The organism is Streptomyces sp. NPDC050534 (assembly GCF_044457745.1).
Lineage (GTDB): Bacteria > Actinomycetota > Actinomycetes > Streptomycetales > Streptomycetaceae > Streptomyces.
This window is the reverse complement of sequence record NZ_JBITHF010000002.1, coordinates 706,212-721,310: the sequence shown is the minus strand read 5'-3', so window position 1 is coordinate 721,310 and position 15,099 is coordinate 706,212. Positions and strand designations below refer to the sequence as shown.

At 69.3% G+C, this 15,099-nt stretch carries 20 protein-coding genes; 3 read left to right on the top strand and 17 right to left on the bottom strand.

Translation table 11 applies throughout. The features are described from left to right. Positions 1–27: 27 nt before the first annotated feature. The 13 genes from ACIBN2_RS08830 to ACIBN2_RS08770 form a co-directional block, all read right to left on the bottom strand. A complete protein-coding gene (locus ACIBN2_RS08830) occupies positions 28–861 on the bottom strand; it encodes a recombinase RecT (RefSeq protein ID WP_399133516.1) in 834 nt (277 codons plus the stop codon). Further along, positions 858–1,763 (bottom strand): YqaJ viral recombinase family protein, encoded by a 906-nt coding sequence (locus ACIBN2_RS08825; protein ID WP_399133515.1) that lies wholly within the window; start codon positions 1,761–1,763, stop codon positions 858–860. Before ACIBN2_RS08825 ends, ACIBN2_RS08830 begins: the two co-directional genes overlap by 4 nt. After that, entirely contained in the window at positions 1,760–2,095 is a 336-nt protein-coding gene (locus ACIBN2_RS08820) for a hypothetical protein (protein WP_399133514.1), read from the bottom strand. Before ACIBN2_RS08820 ends, ACIBN2_RS08825 begins: the two co-directional genes overlap by 4 nt. A 128-nt stretch (positions 2,096–2,223) precedes the next feature. Next, the gene (locus ACIBN2_RS08815; protein WP_399133513.1) at positions 2,224–3,234 is read right to left on the bottom strand and encodes a hypothetical protein; all 1,011 of its coding nucleotides are present in this window, start codon (positions 3,232–3,234) and stop codon (positions 2,224–2,226) included. Positions 3,235–3,341: 107 nt separating this feature from the next. After that, the gene (locus tag ACIBN2_RS08810) at positions 3,342–3,806 is read right to left on the bottom strand and encodes a hypothetical protein (protein ID WP_399133512.1); all 465 of its coding nucleotides are present in this window, start codon (positions 3,804–3,806) and stop codon (positions 3,342–3,344) included. Between the two features lie 198 nt (positions 3,807–4,004). Then, positions 4,005–4,178, bottom strand: coding sequence for a hypothetical protein (locus ACIBN2_RS08805; RefSeq protein ID WP_399133511.1), 174 nt, complete (start codon positions 4,176–4,178; stop codon positions 4,005–4,007). Between the two features lie 43 nt (positions 4,179–4,221). Next, a complete protein-coding gene (locus ACIBN2_RS08800; RefSeq protein WP_399133510.1) occupies positions 4,222–4,527 on the bottom strand; it encodes a hypothetical protein in 306 nt (101 codons plus the stop codon). Then, positions 4,527–4,835, bottom strand: a complete 309-nt coding sequence (locus ACIBN2_RS08795; RefSeq protein ID WP_399133509.1) for a hypothetical protein — start codon at positions 4,833–4,835, stop codon at positions 4,527–4,529. Before ACIBN2_RS08795 ends, ACIBN2_RS08800 begins: the two co-directional genes overlap by 1 nt. Then, positions 4,835–5,194, bottom strand: coding sequence for a hypothetical protein (locus tag ACIBN2_RS08790; protein ID WP_399133508.1), 360 nt, complete (start codon positions 5,192–5,194; stop codon positions 4,835–4,837). Before ACIBN2_RS08790 ends, ACIBN2_RS08795 begins: the two co-directional genes overlap by 1 nt. Continuing rightward, a complete protein-coding gene (locus tag ACIBN2_RS08785; RefSeq protein ID WP_399133507.1) occupies positions 5,191–5,439 on the bottom strand; it encodes a hypothetical protein in 249 nt (82 codons plus the stop codon). The genes ACIBN2_RS08790 and ACIBN2_RS08785 overlap by 4 nt, the downstream gene beginning before the upstream one ends. After that, positions 5,436–5,744 (bottom strand): hypothetical protein, encoded by a 309-nt coding sequence (locus tag ACIBN2_RS08780; RefSeq protein WP_399133505.1) that lies wholly within the window; start codon positions 5,742–5,744, stop codon positions 5,436–5,438. The genes ACIBN2_RS08785 and ACIBN2_RS08780 overlap by 4 nt, the downstream gene beginning before the upstream one ends. A gap of 106 nt (positions 5,745–5,850) precedes the next feature. Next, positions 5,851–6,114 (bottom strand): helix-turn-helix domain-containing protein, encoded by a 264-nt coding sequence (locus ACIBN2_RS08775; RefSeq protein ID WP_399133504.1) that lies wholly within the window; start codon positions 6,112–6,114, stop codon positions 5,851–5,853. Between the two features lies 1 nt (position 6,115). Further along, entirely contained in the window at positions 6,116–6,361 is a 246-nt protein-coding gene (locus tag ACIBN2_RS08770; RefSeq protein WP_399133503.1) for a multiprotein-bridging factor 1 family protein, read from the bottom strand. A gap of 176 nt (positions 6,362–6,537) precedes the next feature. On the opposite strand from ACIBN2_RS08770, the gene ACIBN2_RS08765 reads away from it, so the two are divergent. Continuing rightward, complete coding sequence (locus ACIBN2_RS08765) at positions 6,538–6,972, top strand: hypothetical protein (protein ID WP_399133502.1); 435 nt, start codon at positions 6,538–6,540, stop codon at positions 6,970–6,972. A 446-nt stretch (positions 6,973–7,418) separates the two neighbouring features. Next, the gene (locus tag ACIBN2_RS08760) at positions 7,419–8,705 is read left to right on the top strand and encodes a tyrosine-type recombinase/integrase (RefSeq protein ID WP_399133501.1); all 1,287 of its coding nucleotides are present in this window, start codon (positions 7,419–7,421) and stop codon (positions 8,703–8,705) included. 159 nt (positions 8,706–8,864) lie between these two features. Here ACIBN2_RS08760 and ACIBN2_RS08755 read toward each other — a convergent pair whose 3' ends face one another. Next, positions 8,865–9,569: an SDR family oxidoreductase gene (locus ACIBN2_RS08755; protein WP_399133500.1), complete on the bottom strand. Its 705-nt coding sequence runs from the start codon at positions 9,567–9,569 to the stop codon at positions 8,865–8,867. A gap of 260 nt (positions 9,570–9,829) precedes the next feature. After that, on the bottom strand, positions 9,830–10,750 hold the full coding sequence (locus ACIBN2_RS08750; protein WP_399133499.1) for a class I SAM-dependent methyltransferase: 921 nt from the start codon (positions 10,748–10,750) through the stop codon (positions 9,830–9,832). 138 nt (positions 10,751–10,888) lie between these two features. Here ACIBN2_RS08750 and ACIBN2_RS08745 point away from each other — a divergent pair, with 138 nt between their 5' ends. Then, the gene (locus tag ACIBN2_RS08745) at positions 10,889–11,659 is read left to right on the top strand and encodes a phytanoyl-CoA dioxygenase family protein (RefSeq protein WP_399133498.1); all 771 of its coding nucleotides are present in this window, start codon (positions 10,889–10,891) and stop codon (positions 11,657–11,659) included. A gap of 29 nt (positions 11,660–11,688) precedes the next feature. On the opposite strand, the gene ACIBN2_RS08740 is transcribed toward ACIBN2_RS08745, so the two are convergent. After that, positions 11,689–13,401 (bottom strand): glycoside hydrolase family 6 protein, encoded by a 1,713-nt coding sequence (locus ACIBN2_RS08740; protein WP_399133497.1) that lies wholly within the window; start codon positions 13,399–13,401, stop codon positions 11,689–11,691. A gap of 39 nt (positions 13,402–13,440) precedes the next feature. Further along, positions 13,441–14,925, bottom strand: a complete 1,485-nt coding sequence (locus ACIBN2_RS08735; RefSeq protein ID WP_399133496.1) for a cellulase family glycosylhydrolase — start codon at positions 14,923–14,925, stop codon at positions 13,441–13,443. Between the last annotated feature and the right edge of the window lie 174 nt (positions 14,926–15,099).

Sequence of the window (15,099 nt, the reverse complement as noted above, 5' to 3'; positions counted from 1 at the left end):
GCGGGACCCCGGACTCGGGTGGGTTGATCAGTCGACGATTTCGCCCTCGACGGGGCCCTCGTCGTAGTCGGAGTCGACGGTCCCGGGGGTCGGCATAGGGACGGTCGGCGGCAGCGGATCGGGGCGCATCTCGCTGTCCACGGCGACCTGGGCACGCAGCTGCTCGCGCATGTACTCGGCGGAGGTCGGCACCCACTTGGCGAGGCGGTGGGCTCCGGTCTTGAGCCACATGGCTTCCTCGTCCGTGTTCCACGGGGAGCGCTCGGGGTACTTGCCGTTCGCGCTGTCTGACTTGGCGCGGGCCTTGGCGATGTGGCCCCTGTTGAGGACGACGACCTTGCTGGTGGCGCCGTCCTTCATGACGGCGTAGGCGTAGACGAGGCGGAGGGTGCCGCGGTCTTCGGCGTCCCAGTCGATGTCGTGGACGGGTCGTTCGTCGCGGCCGGGCTGGAACTGGAACTTGTCGTTGCTGTAGACGACTTCGACGATCACGGAGGAGATGGCGCCGGCTCGGTACATGAGCTCGATCTCGCCCTGGTAGCCGCGCACCCCGGTGATCTCGGTGCAGCGCTTCCTCTTGTTCCAGCGCGGGACCAGGTAGTACTGCTCGGTGCCGGGTTCGAGGCCGAGGCGTCCGGCGTCCATGAGGACTGCGATGAACTGGCCGACGTCGTTCGTGGCGGCTTCCATCAGCTTGGGGTCGCGGCGAAGGAGGCCCTGGGTGGAGCGGATCCAGGCGCCGACGCGCGGCTGGAGGTGGCTGGGCATGACGAGGGCGAGGGTTTCGCGGTACTGCTCGACCATGGCGGCCGGCCCGGTTTCGCGGACGGCGACGGCGTTGGAGACTGTCTGATCGGTCATGCGGCGCTGCTCCTGTTTCGTGCGGGCTGGAGTGAGTAGGTCTGGCCGTTTCGGACGGTGCGGGTGGCGACCCGGTCGTTGCCGACGACGGCGCGGCGGCCGTCGGCGATCTGGTCGAGGACGAGGCCGGAGGTGCAGCGCTTCTCTTCCTCTGCCGCCTTGAAGGCGGCCAGGGAGGCGAAGTAGCGGTCGCGGAGGGCGGGGTCGATGGGGACGTCGACGTCGACCATCCCGTCGGGAATCTCCTTCACCGCCTGGTAGGTCGCGGCGTGCCCGTCGATGGGGGGCGCCTGGCCCGCGGCGAGGGAGTCCATGAACTCCTGGGCCGCCACGTACATGAGGTGGGCGTCCTCGTCGTCCGGTTCGACGATGTACTCGCGGTAGTCGGCGAGGCCGAAGAGGACTGCAACGCGGGCGCGGCGGGCACCGAGGGCGCGGCAGTACCAGCGGACCTGCGCCTTGTAGTGGACAGGGATCTGGTCGGTGCCTTCCTCGCCCCACTCGAAGTCGTCGTAGGCGGTCTTCGCCTCGATCACTTCGAGTTCTCCGTCGGCGGTGAAGCCGAGCCGGTCAGGGTTGGCGATCCACCACGGCGCGTCGTCGGCTGCGTAGGTGCCGGCCGGGAGGACGAGGAGCTCGGGGTGCCGTTCGGTGAACTCGGCGCAGATGGTGGGTTCGTGCTTCTTGCCCCAGTACATCTCGGAGGTCTCCTGGACGGGCCCGATGTTGCCCTGCTTGCGGTGCCACAGGGAGAAGCGGGACTCGTGCGGTGACAGGCCGAGCACTGCGGAGATCTCGGAGCCGCCGATGCCGTTGGCGCGGGCGGCGTGCCACTCGTCGGTGCCAGGCTCGAAGGTTCCGATCAGGCGCCCGGCGGGCGGCGAAGGCTGGATGGCGGTCACGCGACACCGTCCAGCGGCATCGGCTGGGCGCACGCCTCGCACAGGCCGGATTCGGCGATGGGCCCGTCGTCGTTCTTGCAGCGGGTGCAGCGTCCGGCGGCGATGTCCTGCAGCCGGGCGACGCCGTTCGGGTCGTACTGGATGGCGGTGACGGCGGCCACGTACTCGGGGAATCCGGCGGCGAGCCGGTCGAGGTTGGCCGGGTCCGCGGTGCCCATGGCGGCGAGGAGGGCGGTGGTGAATGATCCGGCCTGGTAGCCGCCCTCGCGGCCGTAGTGGAACAGGACGTGCGCGGCAACGTCCGGCGGAATGGTGGGGCTGCTGGTGCTCATGTGAGGCTCCAAATGGGTGCACTGAGGGCGGGCGGTTCGCCCCGACCGGGGGGTGGTGCGGGGCGAACCGCCCTGGGAGGCCGCGGCGCGCAACGGGGGGAAAGCGCCAGCGGCCGGTCTGTGGTTGGTCAGGCGGTGGCGTCTGCGGCCTCGGCGGCGGCCTTCTCGGCGAGGTTCTTCTTGTGCGCCTCGTAGTCGTCGTGCCACTTCTGCGGGTTGTGGCCGGCCTCCTCGGCCTCGTCCCACGCCCACTCGCCGATCTCGCCGGACTCCAGCTGCTCGCTGAGGTCGCGGACCGTGTTCTCGGCGAGGTCGGGGTCGGCCTTCTTTAGGGCCTGCAAGATGCGGTAGGCGGACCAGGCGTAGATGCCGGAGTGGACCCAGGCGTTGAAGGCTCCGCGGCTCTTCTCGGTGTCCATGTCGGCGCCGAACATCTCGGACGTGGACCGCAGGGTGTGCCGGAGCATCTCCTCGGCCATCTCTGCGACGGCGCCCGGGGCGGGGGGTGCGGTGATCGTGGCTGGCTCGCCGCCCTGGCCGAGGCTCCCGGCCCATGCGGTGAGGACGGTGGCGCGGTCCTTCGCGTCGCCCCTGTAGCGGCAGGGCATCTGCATGCCGATGAAGTCCTCGCCGACGAGGAGGAGCGGCTTTTCGGCTGCGCTCTGCCACACGCGCAGGTGGCTGTCGGCGTTCTTCCAGCGGGCAAGCATCTCGGTGTCGAGGCTGAGGAGTTCGTCGGCGAGGGCGGTTTCCTGCATCGCGTCGCGGAACAGGTGCTGCCACTTGGGCCAGGTCAGATCCTTCGCCGGGACGGTGAGCTTGCCGTCGTCGTCGGCGATTGCGAGACCGTCGCTGCCGGCCGTCAGGTCGAGGATGGTGTCGCCCTCGTGAGCCTCCAGCCAGGGGACCATCCAGCCGAGGGTCTTCTCGCTGACCGTGAGGGACCAGGTGTCGGTCTCTTCGCGGACCTTGGCGCGGGCTACGGCGAAGGTGTAGCGGTCGGTGGCGAGGGCGTGGATGTGGATGCCGTCGCACTCAAGGCGGATGCCGTTGAGGGCGGGCATGGTGTCGTCGGGGCTGATGTGCGGGCGGGTCTGGTGGATGAGCCGCTGCAGCTTGTGGGCGTTGATCGTGGTCACGGTGATCCTTCCGTGGGATGCTGTGGTGGATCGCCGCCGACTTCACCTCGGCGGCGGTTTCGTTTTGGGCGCCGGCTGGCCGGGAGGGTGCACCGGCCAGCCGGACGTCAGGCGGCCGGGTCGGGCTGGTCTTTGACCCAGGCGGGTACGTGGTCCGGCTTGCGACGGGCCATCGGCGACTGATGGAGGGCGTAGACGGGCCCCTCGGCGAACCGTTCGCGGAGGCTGCTCACGTCGAGTTCCTGCGTCTCGGCGGCGGCCGCTTCGGCGAGGACCCCGATTTCCAGGCGCCGCTTCGCTTCACCCAGCTGCCGTTTGAGGTCGCGGATCTGCCGCTCCTGCTCAACGACGATCTGCTCGGCGGCCTGTCGTGCGTGTTCGGCGAACTGCAGGGACGCGTACACGGCTTGGCGGTCTGCGCGGAGCCGCTCGAAGTAGGCGTCGGCCTGCGCCTTCCACTCGCTGAGCTTGCGGTTCTTGGCGCGAAGGCGTTTGACCTCGTCGCTGGCACGGTGCCTGCGCGTGGGCCGGGCCGCGCTGCTCAGGCGGGGCAGGTAGGCGGTGATGCTCACTGCTCCCCCTCGGGGTTGTCGTCGGTGATGAAGCAGCGGATGAAGGCGGCGAGGATCGGGCCGCACACCAGGACTGGCCCGGCGATCTCGAATGCGGTCTTCACTGCTGCTCCTTGCGGGCGTTGATGCGGCGGCTGATGGACGGGCCGAAGAGGAGGAGGAAGACGGCGACGTTGCCGAGCGCGGCGACGATCCAGATCACGAGGCGTCCTCCAGGAAGCTGCGGTCGATGTAGCCGGCGGCCTTGCTGTCGGCGTAGTCGCGGGCGTCGCGGAGTGCGTGCCCTTGCTCGATGGCGGCGGCGAGGCGGGCCTCCAGTTCGCGGACCCGCTGGTCGAGGCCGCGGATGGTGTGCCGGGCGAGCGCGTTCACGAACCCGCCGTCGGCGACAGCACCGGCGACGGCAGCGGGGCGGTCACGTCGCCATCACCCGGTCGGCGGCGGCGTGTAGGGCGGACACGATCTGCAGCTGGGTGCGGCCTGCCTTGCGCTCCCACTCGGCGATTGATGCGACGTCGAGGTGGGTGGCGAGGGCGTCGTAGGCGTCGAGCGTGGTCCGCTCGGCGTCCGGGCCGGAGATGCCGGGAACGAATCCGGATGCCTGGTCGATCGCGGTCATGACCGGGTTGCGGAGCGCATCCCAACCGCCGACGTCGACCAGGCCGGCGGCGTCGAGGAGGACGCCACGGATGCGGGAGCGGGTTACGGAGAGGGTCACCATCACGCCACCGCTTTCAGCAGGGAGGCATCCGCGGGGACCGGGCCGGAGTAGCCGACCAACGCCACCGTCACCCCGGCGAACTCGATGTCGGCGCGCATCGTCGTCTGGCCCTCGGTGCGGATGTAGAACGCCACCTCTTCAACAGGGATGCCGAGGGCTTCCCGCCAGGCTTCGAAATCGCCGAACCCGCCGTACAGGTGGACGGAGACACCGGCCGTCGACGGCACGATCTCCTCGGCCGGAAGCAGCGGGTGCTTGGCGATGAGGGCGTTCACGGCTGCGACAGACGTCGCGAGGTCGAGCAGCATCACGCCTCCAAGGCGGTCGGGGTGTATCCGGCTTCGGCGGCGTCGTGCAGCTGGAAGACCAGCTCGCCCGCCTCGAAAGCGGCCGTGGTGTCGGAGTGCAGGCCGCAGTGCGCGGCCAGGCCGAGCAGCGGCAGATGCAGGAACGGGTGCGAGGGCGAGACCATCTCGGGGCCCGTGACGTCGTCGAACTCGTGCTGGTCCCAGGCCCATTCGGTGCCGGTGATGTCGACGTGGGTGCGGGACAGGAACCAGATGCGGTGGTCCGGCGAACGGAACAGGGGCGGCTTCGGTGCAGCGGCGAGGCGGGCGGCCACCTCGACGGTCGCCGTGCCGTACAGGGGTTGGCGGATGTCAGTCACGACGCGCCCCCGATCCGGACGACGAGCCGCGGGTTGTAGGCGGCGAGGACCTTGTTCGCGGCGGCGATGTCCGCGAGCAGCCACTGCCGGGACTCCTCATACCGGGGGCCACGCGCCAGACCGAACGAGTACGCGGCCGAGGTGGCCTTCCGCTCCGCCTCCAGGACGCGGGGCGGAAGCTGGGAGCCGATCTGGACGGCGACGGCGCCCGGGACGGGGACGCGCGGGAGGTTCAGGGCGATCATCGGGCGCCACCCGACTTGCGGACGTCATCGCCGAGCGCGGCAGCGTGAACAAGGTCGACGTCGACGAGCTCGTCGCCGGACCGAACCGCCTTGTCGCAGATGTCCATCACGCGGTTCAGGCGGGAGGCCGTGTCGCTCTGCCGCTCGAAGAGGTCGAGGATCGCCTCCGCGTCGGCGTGTGTGTTCGTGGCGTGCAGCAGGTTGGCGAGGTACTCGCGGGCCGTCATCTGCTGGCGGGCCTGAAGCTTGGCGCGGAAGCGGGCCTTGGCGGCTTCGCGATCAGGAGTAGTGGATGATGTAGGCACGGTCTGCCTCTTCTCTTCTTCTCTCGGAGTGGTGAGGGGTGGATCTGCGGCCCTCGGGCCGCGGAGCCCCGGCTGCCGGTAGCCCCCGGCGGTTGGGGTTCTTACGTCAGGCGGCGGCGCGGGCCCGGCGCTGGTTGGGGACGCGCGGCCCGATGCGGCTGGCCTCGTAGTAGGCGGCGATGTCGGTGTCGCTGATGCGGATCACGCCACCGGGGACTTCCTGGCTGTAGCCGAGGCGGCCGGCCTTCATGAGGCGGTGCACCGTGCGGGTGCTGCACTTGAGGATGTCGGCGGTCTCGCGGACGCTGTGGTAGCGCAGCGCGGTGACGTCCGCCGTGGTGGGGGTCCGGGGGGACTGCTTGGTAGCCACTTCACTTCCTTTCTGGGGGGTCTGTGTGGGGGGCGAGGAGTTCGGTGTCGGTCGCGTTCAGGGCGGCTCGGAGGGCCTGGTAGGGGCCAGGTCTCATGCGGGTGCGGTCGCCGCGCTCTACCTTTCGGAGGTAGTTGGCGGTGATGCCGACCGTGTCGGCGAGCTGCTGGACTTCCATCCCCGCGTTCATGCGCTTGGTGCAGATAGCCGTCCCGTCCACCGTGAAAGTGGTTGGGGTTTGTGCCATGCGAAGAAGTTACCCTTAGATGCCCACCATGTCTAGCCATAGATGACCCTCAAGAGACATCTGTTGCCAATGGATAGCCACAGATGCCCGCTGAGCTGGGCTGATGAGGGGTAAGGATTGGGCCTAAGTGACCCCTAGTCCTGGCTGGTCCCGGCCAGTCCTGCCAAGATGAGGCCATGCCACCCGTTCCCGAGCTCGACCTTGAGCGCCTGGCCCGAGTCGCCAAGCGCCGCCGCGCCGACCTCGGCCTCGCCCTCACCGACGCCACCGCCAAGGCCGCCGGCCTCTCCAAGGGCACCTGGCAGCGCGTCGAGAAGGCCCGGCCGATCCGTGAGACGAACTACGTCAAGATCGACGGTGCGCTGCAGTGGGCCCCCGGCAGCAGCATGGCAATCCTGAGCGGCGGCGAGGCGACGCCTGTCAGCGAGATGAAGGACCCGGACGCGGCAGGCGTGCAGAAGTCACCGCTGCCGCCGGAGGTCGTCGACGAGGAAGCGCGCGACGTCGTGCAGCTGGCGCTCATTGCCACGGCGAAGGGGACAACCGCGGAGGAGATCCGGGAGATGAGCGAGCGCGTGGTGCGCGACTTGCGCGAACGCGGCCTGATTTAAGGCAAATTCACTCGTTCGACGTACAACCATTTGCATTTACTGTTTTGTTACACCATCCCCATGAACCGCTTGAGTCCTACATGGTCCCAACTAGTCCCAAACGTGGCAGAGTCGTGACACGTCCTCGGAGGCTTCCCTGACAGGCGACTCATAGGGGGAGCCATGCTGCAAGAAGGCGCGATCGTGGTCGATTACGGGCCCAGGTTTGACGGGACGGCGGTCCGTACCGATCACGGGATCGTCTGTGTTGTCCCGGTCCAGATACGTGAGAGACCTGAAGTCCAGGCCTCCATGCGGGAGATGGTCCGGGACCTTGGTGGAGAGTGCGGTCACTGCCCTTCGTGCCCTCTCGGGCAGGCAGGGTAAGGGGCCATGATTGATGCGGAGTTCCGGCAGGTGGGGTACCTGCCGGACTGCCGCACCACCACCAGCCGCAAGGGGGCGAGATGGCCAGACGGGCCCAGGACGTCTACACCGAATGGCGCGGCGGCACCTGCCGGGTGAAGTGGTGGTCCGGCGACTACCACGACGACGGCCGCAAACGCTTCGAGTCCAAGGGCGGCTTCACCGACGAGGACGAGGCCTTCCAGTACGGGCAGGACAAGCTCTACGAGATCCGGCACGGCACCGGCATCTCCAACCGCGACGGCGCCACCCTGATGACCGAGTGGATCGACGACTGGTTCGCCGCCACCGACCACGCGTACACGACGTACAAGAGCTACAAGGCCATCATCAACCGGCACATCAAGCCGTACTTCCGTGGCAAGACTGTCGCCGAGATCGACGTCATCGCCTACCGGGCCTTCCGCAAGCACATCCACAAGAAGCTCCCCTCGCCGGGCAGCGCCAAGAACGTGATGACCGTCCTGGGCATGATCCTCGACGATGCGGTGCCGCGGCTCATCAGGGTCTCCCCCGTCGAGCGGACCCGGCAGCGCGGCCGGTACGTCAAGAAGACGCAGCGTGAACGCAAGCGCGACATGGACATCGGCGCCGTCGGCCGGCTGGCCCGCAACGCCGAGGCCGTGTTCGGCTATCCCGGGCACGTGATGATCTGGACGATGGCCATGACCGGGATGCGCCCGGGCGAGCTGTTCGGGCTGCGCCGCGAGTACTGCTACCCCAACTGGCCCGCCGCCGACCCGCGTCCGGACGAGGACGAGGAGGAGCGCTATGCGGAGGACGCCGCCCGCTACGGGGCCGGCGAGGACCGCATGCCGGCGATCCGGGTGCAGCAGCAGGTGCAGCAGGAGAAGGGGACCATAGCCCTGGTGCCGCCGAAGTACTTCTCCTACCGGACGCTGGTGGTGCCGCCGTTCCTGGCGGACATGCTGGAGAAGCTGCTCGCCTCGCACGGCAACGAGTGGGTGTTCCCGGGCATCGAGGGCGGCTGCCTCGCGTCGACGTCGTTCTCGGTGAACTACTGGCCGGCCATCTCCCAGGGCGCGGACGCCCGGGTGGCAAAGCGCGGCAACAAGTACCCGGCGCGGCCGGCCATCCCTGCGGTGCCGGACTTCGCGGGCAAGCGGATCTATCTGCTGCGCCACGGGCACAAGGCGTGGCTGGACGAGGACGGGCACAGCCGGTTCGCGGTGGAGTCCCGGATGGGCCACGAGGTGCCGGGGGTTGAGGGCACGTACTCGAGCGTGACGGTCGCGATGGAGCGTGCCATCATGAAGGCGCTGCAGGAGCGGTGGGAGAGGTTCCAGGAGCAGGCGGATGCCTCTTGATGCGGGACATGGTTTCCCAGTTCTTTCCCACTTGGGGTTGTCCGATCTAGGAACCCGCAGCTCAGTCCCTCACAGTCCCTTCAACTGGGTTTTTCCTGCAGAACAACTAGAGCCGCCCGGGGAGGGCGCAGGGCAGCCCGGCCGGCCTTCGTGCGGGGGTCAGTTGGGCTGCCCGACCGGCCGTACGACGAGGGTGTTGACGTCGACCCCGGCCGGCTGGCGCAGTGCCCAGACCACGGAGTCCGCGATCTGGTCGGCGGTCAGCAGATGACCGGGCGGCAGGCTGCCGTCCCAGAACGGGGTCTCCACCCGGCCGGGCGCGACGAGGGTGACACCGATGCCGAACTCCGTCACCTGACGGCGGGTGTTCTCGGCGAGTCCGGTCACCGCCCACTTGGTCGCGCCGTAGATGTTGCCGGGCGTGTTCACGAACCCGGCGACGCTGCCGACCAGGACGATCCGGCCCCGGGTCTCCTTGAGGGCTTCGACCGACGCCCTGATGAGGAGCGCCGGGCCGAGGACGTTGGTCAGCACCATCTCGGTCCAGCCCGCCGGGTCGCCGTCCGCCACCGAGTCGTGGGTGGCGAACCCGGCGTTGGCGACGACCGTGTCCAGCCGCCCGTACGCCTTGAGCGTGGCGTCCACCGCCGACTGTACGTCCGCGTACTCGGCCGCGTTGCCGGCCACCGTCAACAGCCCCTCGGGGTTGCCGAGTTCGCCGGCGAAGGCGCGCAGCCGCTCCTCCCGGCGCCCGGTGACGGCCACCCGGTGCCCGGCATCGAGCAGTTGCCGCGCGACGGCGGCGCCGATGCCGGTGGCACCGCCGGTGATGAGCGTGACGGGTGATTCGGTGGTCGTGGACATCTTTACCCCCTGTGGTGTCATCGGACGACGGGAGTGAATCAGTTGAAGCGCTCTCGAAGTCAAGGGGCGCGGGTGCCGCGGTACGGCACGGACAGCGGGTACCGCGCGCCCCACAGGGTGAGGCGGCCGCCGGAGTCCTCGGCGGCGAGGTAGCGGGCGTCCGGGCCGCACACGCCCTTGCGAAGCAGGTCACAGAGCGTACTCGGCGCACGGATCACGGTGTACGCGCGCCGGGGCGGTGCTGAGGGCCGGCCCGGCCCTCACATCGCATGGGCCGCCGTGTGCACCGTGTGCGCCGCCAGCACGAACACGTCCGGGCGGTGGTGGACGCTCGCCCTGTCGTCGGGGTCGAGGAGGCGGTCGAGGGTCGCGCGGTCCGTCGCGTCGAGGTGCTCGCCGAAGCCGTCGCGGAGGCGGGTGAGGGAGGCGGCGACGTAGGCGCGGGCCCGGTCCCTGGCCGGGGCCGGCAGGTCGAGCATGAAGGTGCGGGTGCCGGTGGGCTTGAGGCCCGCGGCGGTCATCAGGGTGGTCCAGTCCTCGGTCTCGGCGACCGATCCGGGCAGGCTCGCGCGCATCTCGGCGAACCACTCCTCCTCCAGCACGTCGAGGCGCGCCTGCAGGCCGGGGCGGCCGATGCCGATGTCGCGCGGCAGGAAGCGCGCGGGCAGTCCGCCCTCCAGGATCGCCAGCGTGCCGCCGGGTGCGAGCCGGTCGGCGAAGGCGGCCAGGGCGGCCCGCTGGTCGCCGAGGTGATGCAGGCTGCGGCTGGCCCAGAGCAGATCGGCCGGGTAGTCCAACTCGTCGAGCACGACCGGGAGTTCACCGGTGATCGTGTCGAAGCGGTCCCCGACGCCGAGCCGGTCGGCCCGTGCGCGGGCCCGTTCGAGAAGGGGCTCGGAGCCGTCCACCGCCACGACCCGCGCCCCCGGGAACGCCTCGGCGAGCAGACATGCGACGACGCCCGGCCCGCTGCCCGCGTCGACGATCAGCCCCGGCTCGGTCTGCTTGTCGGTGAGCCAGGTCATGGCCCGCTCGTACAGGGGCGCGAACAGCTCCGCCTGCGACTCCAGCAGCGGGGCCATCTCGGCCCAGTCGATGTCGGTGTGGTCGTGGTGGTGATGCCCCGCCCGGGGTCCGTCGTGGGGTCCGTCGTCGTGTCCGTCGTGATGTCCGTGCGCCATGGTGGCCAGCCTCTCGTCCGGGTGCGGCCAGAGTGCGCCGACGCACCCCGCAACGGCAAGCACTGTTGCTGTCGCGGCAAAAAGTGGCGCCGGAAAAATGGGGTGCACGACGCCGGACGGGTCGCCGACGATGGCCCGATGGACGACACGCTGGTGGAGGACTTCCTCGAGGACGGCTTCGTGAAGATCGAGGGGGCCTTCCCGCCGCGCGTCGCGGAGAGCTGCGCCCGGCTGCTGTGGCAGGAGACGGGGTACGAACCGGACGACCCGGCCACCTGGAAGGACCCCGTGGTGTGGGTGGCCGGAATGGCGCAGGGCCCGTTCGCCGCCGCCGCCAACTCCCCTGTCCTGCATGAGGCGCTCGACCTGCTGGTGGGCGAGCGCCGCTGGGAGCCGCGTTACTCGCTGGGCAGCTTCCCGCTCCGGTTCCCGCACGAGGAGGAGCCCGACGACGCGGGCTGGCACATCGAGGGGAGCTACCTCCCCGAGGGTGCCGCGCTCTGGCACACCAACCTCCGCTCGCGGGGGCGCGCCCTGCTGATGCTGTTCCTGTTCAGCGAGGTCACCGAGGCCGACGCGCCCACCCGCATCCGGGTCGGATCGCACCTCGACGTGCCGCAGGTCCTCCAGCCGTACGGCGAGGAGGGCGCCTCCTTCATCGAGCTCGGCCCGAACGTCGCGGCGGCCTCGGCGCACCGGCCGCTCGCCCACGCCACCGGCCGCCCCGGCGACGTCTACCTCTGCCATCCCTTCCTGGTCCACGCCGCCCAGCCGCACCACGGCGTCCGCCCCCGTTTCATGGCCCAGCCGCCCCTGATGCCGGCGGTCCCGTACGAGCTCGAACGCCCCGACGGCGACTACTCGGCGGTGGAGTTCGCGATCCGCCGGGGCCTGACCCAGAGGGTCTGACCCCGGCGGACCGTCGTCACGTCACCACCTCAGCCCAGAGGCGGGTACGCGTTCTGCATGAGCTGCTGGAACTGCGCCGAGAACCAGTGCCCGGACAGCGGGGCGTTCGGCAGGGCACCCGACATGTTGTTGCCGTTGCGGGCGTTGCCCGTGTACGTCGGGTCGCACATCCGGTCGAAACCCTTGCCCTCGTCGTTCGCGATGGCGGTGCTGGAGCCGTCGGACTCACCCGGCGGCTTCATCCACACATAGGCGTCGATCCCGGCGGCCGGCGCGGCCTGCGGGCGCTCGCCGAGGCCGGCTCCGGACTGGTTGCACCAGTTGCCGATGTGGATCCGGCGGTCGTAGCGGCCGCCGTCGACATAGGTGTCCACGCTGGTCGTGGCGCCGGGTCCGGTGGGCCGGGCGGTGCCGCCCCAGCCGTTCCTGGAGGTGTCGATCAGCATGCCGATGTCGGAGTTGAAGCCGGCCGAGACCAGCTGGTTGCGGAAGGCCTGTGCGTACGACTGCTCGTCGACGTACCGGTTCCAGTCGACCCACTTGGACTGGCGCACGGAGGTGCCGCCCACGGTGTCGTTGACGGTGAAGTTGTTCTCCTTCAGCGCGCTGTAGTTCGCCGTGTTGGTGATGAAGCCCTGCACGTCGTCGACGGTCGCGCCCTCACTGGTCGCCGCCTGGTGGAACAGGGTGGCCGAGGGGGCGAAGTTGTCGTCCCAGCCGAGCCAGCCGTGGTGGCCGGCGTCGATGTAGTTGTAGACGTTGGGGATCGCGCCGAGCTTGGCCAGCGCGTAGCCGACGCCCTTCACGTAGTTGCCGTTGGCGAGCATCGTGTCGCACTGCGGGGTCGCGGTCGCCCGGCTGCCGGTGTTGGTGACCAGGTTGGGCAGCGAGTCGATCTCGATGGTGGTGACGATCCGCAGCGCGCTGTACTTGCTGTCGGAGAGGATCGCCGCGATCGGGTCGATGAACTGCGACTTGTACTTGTCGATCTCCGTCGGGCCGAGCTCGCCGTTGGAGGCGAGGGCCGCACAGTCACGTCCGGGCAGGTCGTAGATCACCAGCTGGACGACCTCCTCGTTGCTGCCCTTCTGCTGCAGCGCCGCGTCGAGGTGGTCGCGCAGGCCCATGCCGCCGCTCACGCCGTTGATCGCGGCGATGCGGTCGAGCCAGACGCCGGTGGGCTGGTTGGAGACGCGGCTGCCGCCCGGCTCGGCGGCGGCCTTCGCGGACCACTCGGGGTTCACGTACACCTTGGCGCCGCTGTAGGGGTTGTCGACCTTGGTGCCCGGCCCCGTCGGATCGGTCGGGTCCGTGGGATCGGTCGAGTCGACGTTGCAGGTCACGCCGTCGAGGGTGAAGGCGGTGGGCACGGCGTTGCTGCCGCTGTAGGTGCCGTTGAAGCCGAAGCTCACCGAACCGCCCGCTCCCAGCGTGGCGTTGTAGGTCTCGTTGGCCGCGGTGACGGCGGCACCGCTCTGGGTGATCTTCGCGTTCCAGCCGCTGGTGACCTTCTGGTTTCCGGCGTACGACCACTTCACCGCCCAACTGCTCTTGGCGGCACTGTTGTTGGTGACCGTCACGGCGGCGGTGAAGCCGGTGTCCCACTGGTTCTGCACCTTGTAGTCCACCGCGCAGGGCACGGCGGCGAGCGACGTGTCCGAGGGGACGACGGCCACCGCCGTCCCGGCGGACGCGGCGATCAGCGCCAGGGCGGCGAGTAACGCTGTTCTGGTACGACTCATGAGCGCGGGTTTCCTGTCCTGTAGAGGATCAGCGGAAGATCAGCCGTTCAGGGCACGCAGGTGGTCGCGCAGCCCGATGCCGTACGACGTGGGAGTCCCGTCGTAACCGGAGATGAGCGAGGGACCGGAGGAGCAGTCCCAGGTGTTCCAGGTCCAGCCGAGATAGGAGAGACCCCGGTCGTCGAACCACTTCATGACCTGGTCGACGAACGAGTGCGAGCAGGTGTTCTCCCCGATCTCCCCGGCCACCAGCGGCACTTGGGCCGCGACGGGGGCGAGCGTGGAGTTCCAGCAGCTCTCGTTCGAGCAGGTGTTGAAGTTGTAGACGTGGTAGGCGGCGACGAGATTGCCCGTCGGATCGCTGGGTCTGTACGTCAGCCACTGGCTCAGGTCGTTCGAGTACGCCAGGCCGCCGGCCATGAGGACGTTCCTGGCGCCGGTGCCGCGCACCGCGTCGACCATGTCCTGCATGCCGGCGACCTCGTAGCCGATACCGGGGCAGGTGCCGCCGTCCTTCCAGCACTTCCAGGCATCGGTGGTACTGGATGTCGCCCGGTCCGGGTACGGCTCGTTGAACAGGTCGAACACGACCGCCTGGTCTGCCTTGAAGGTGTTCGCCACCGACGACCAGAACGACGGCGTGTACTGCGCGTCCGGCATCGGCTTCTGGCAGGTGGCGTGCACGTCGGAGCAGCCGGCCGAGTTGCCGGTGTACTGCCCGTAGGTCCAGTGCAGTTCGACGATCGGCGTCATGCCGTGCGCCTCGACGCGGGCCACCAGGTCCTTCACCGCGCCGATGTAGTTGGCGCCGCCGTACTGCGACTGGATGTTGGACAGACCCAGCCAGCACTCCTCGTTGAGCGGAATGCGGACCGTGTTCGCCTTCCAGTCGGCGATCGCCTGGATCGCGGCGTCGTCGACCGGCCCGTCGAAGATGCCGCGGCCCTGTACGCACATGAACTCGCCGCCGGAGCGGTTGACGCCGAGCAGCCGGCGCGTGGCGCCACCGGCGTCCACGAGCTTGCTGCCCAGGACGTGCAGGGGCGGTGCCGTGGTGCTCGCGGGCGGATCGGTGGGCGGAGGATCCGTGGGCGGCGGCTCCGAATCCACGTTGCACGTCGTCCCGTTGAGCTTGAACGACGCCGGTGCGGCGTCGCTCCCCGACCCCGGCCAGGAGGCGAGGAACCCGGCGCTGACGCTCGCGCCGGTGGCCAGCGAGCCGTTGTAGCTCTCGTTCGCCGCGGTCACCGCCGTGCCGGACTGGGACCACTTGGCGTTCCAGCCCTGGGTGATCTTCTGGCCGCCTCCGAAGTCGAAGCTCAGGCTCCAGCTGCTCATGGCCGCCGTGTTGTTGGTGACCTTCACGGCAGCCTGGAAACCGTTGTCCCACTGACCGGTGACGGAGTACTCCACCGAGCACGCGGGCCCGGCTCCCTGTGCCGTGACGACCGGAATGGTCATGGACCCGACAAGTCCGACCGCTCCGGCGACGGCTAAAAGTACTGAACGCGGGGGGTGTCGCATGAGCGACTCCTTGCAGCTCGGGCGCGCCGTGACGGACGCGTCGACTGATGGAATCGCTCCCACTGGTGCCACCGAAGCTAGCGCCAAGTGACGGCAAAGGACAGGGGAGTTACGAAAGTTCGCTGACTTTCGCTCAACTCACCAACATCGAATCATTTCGACTCTTCAAGCACC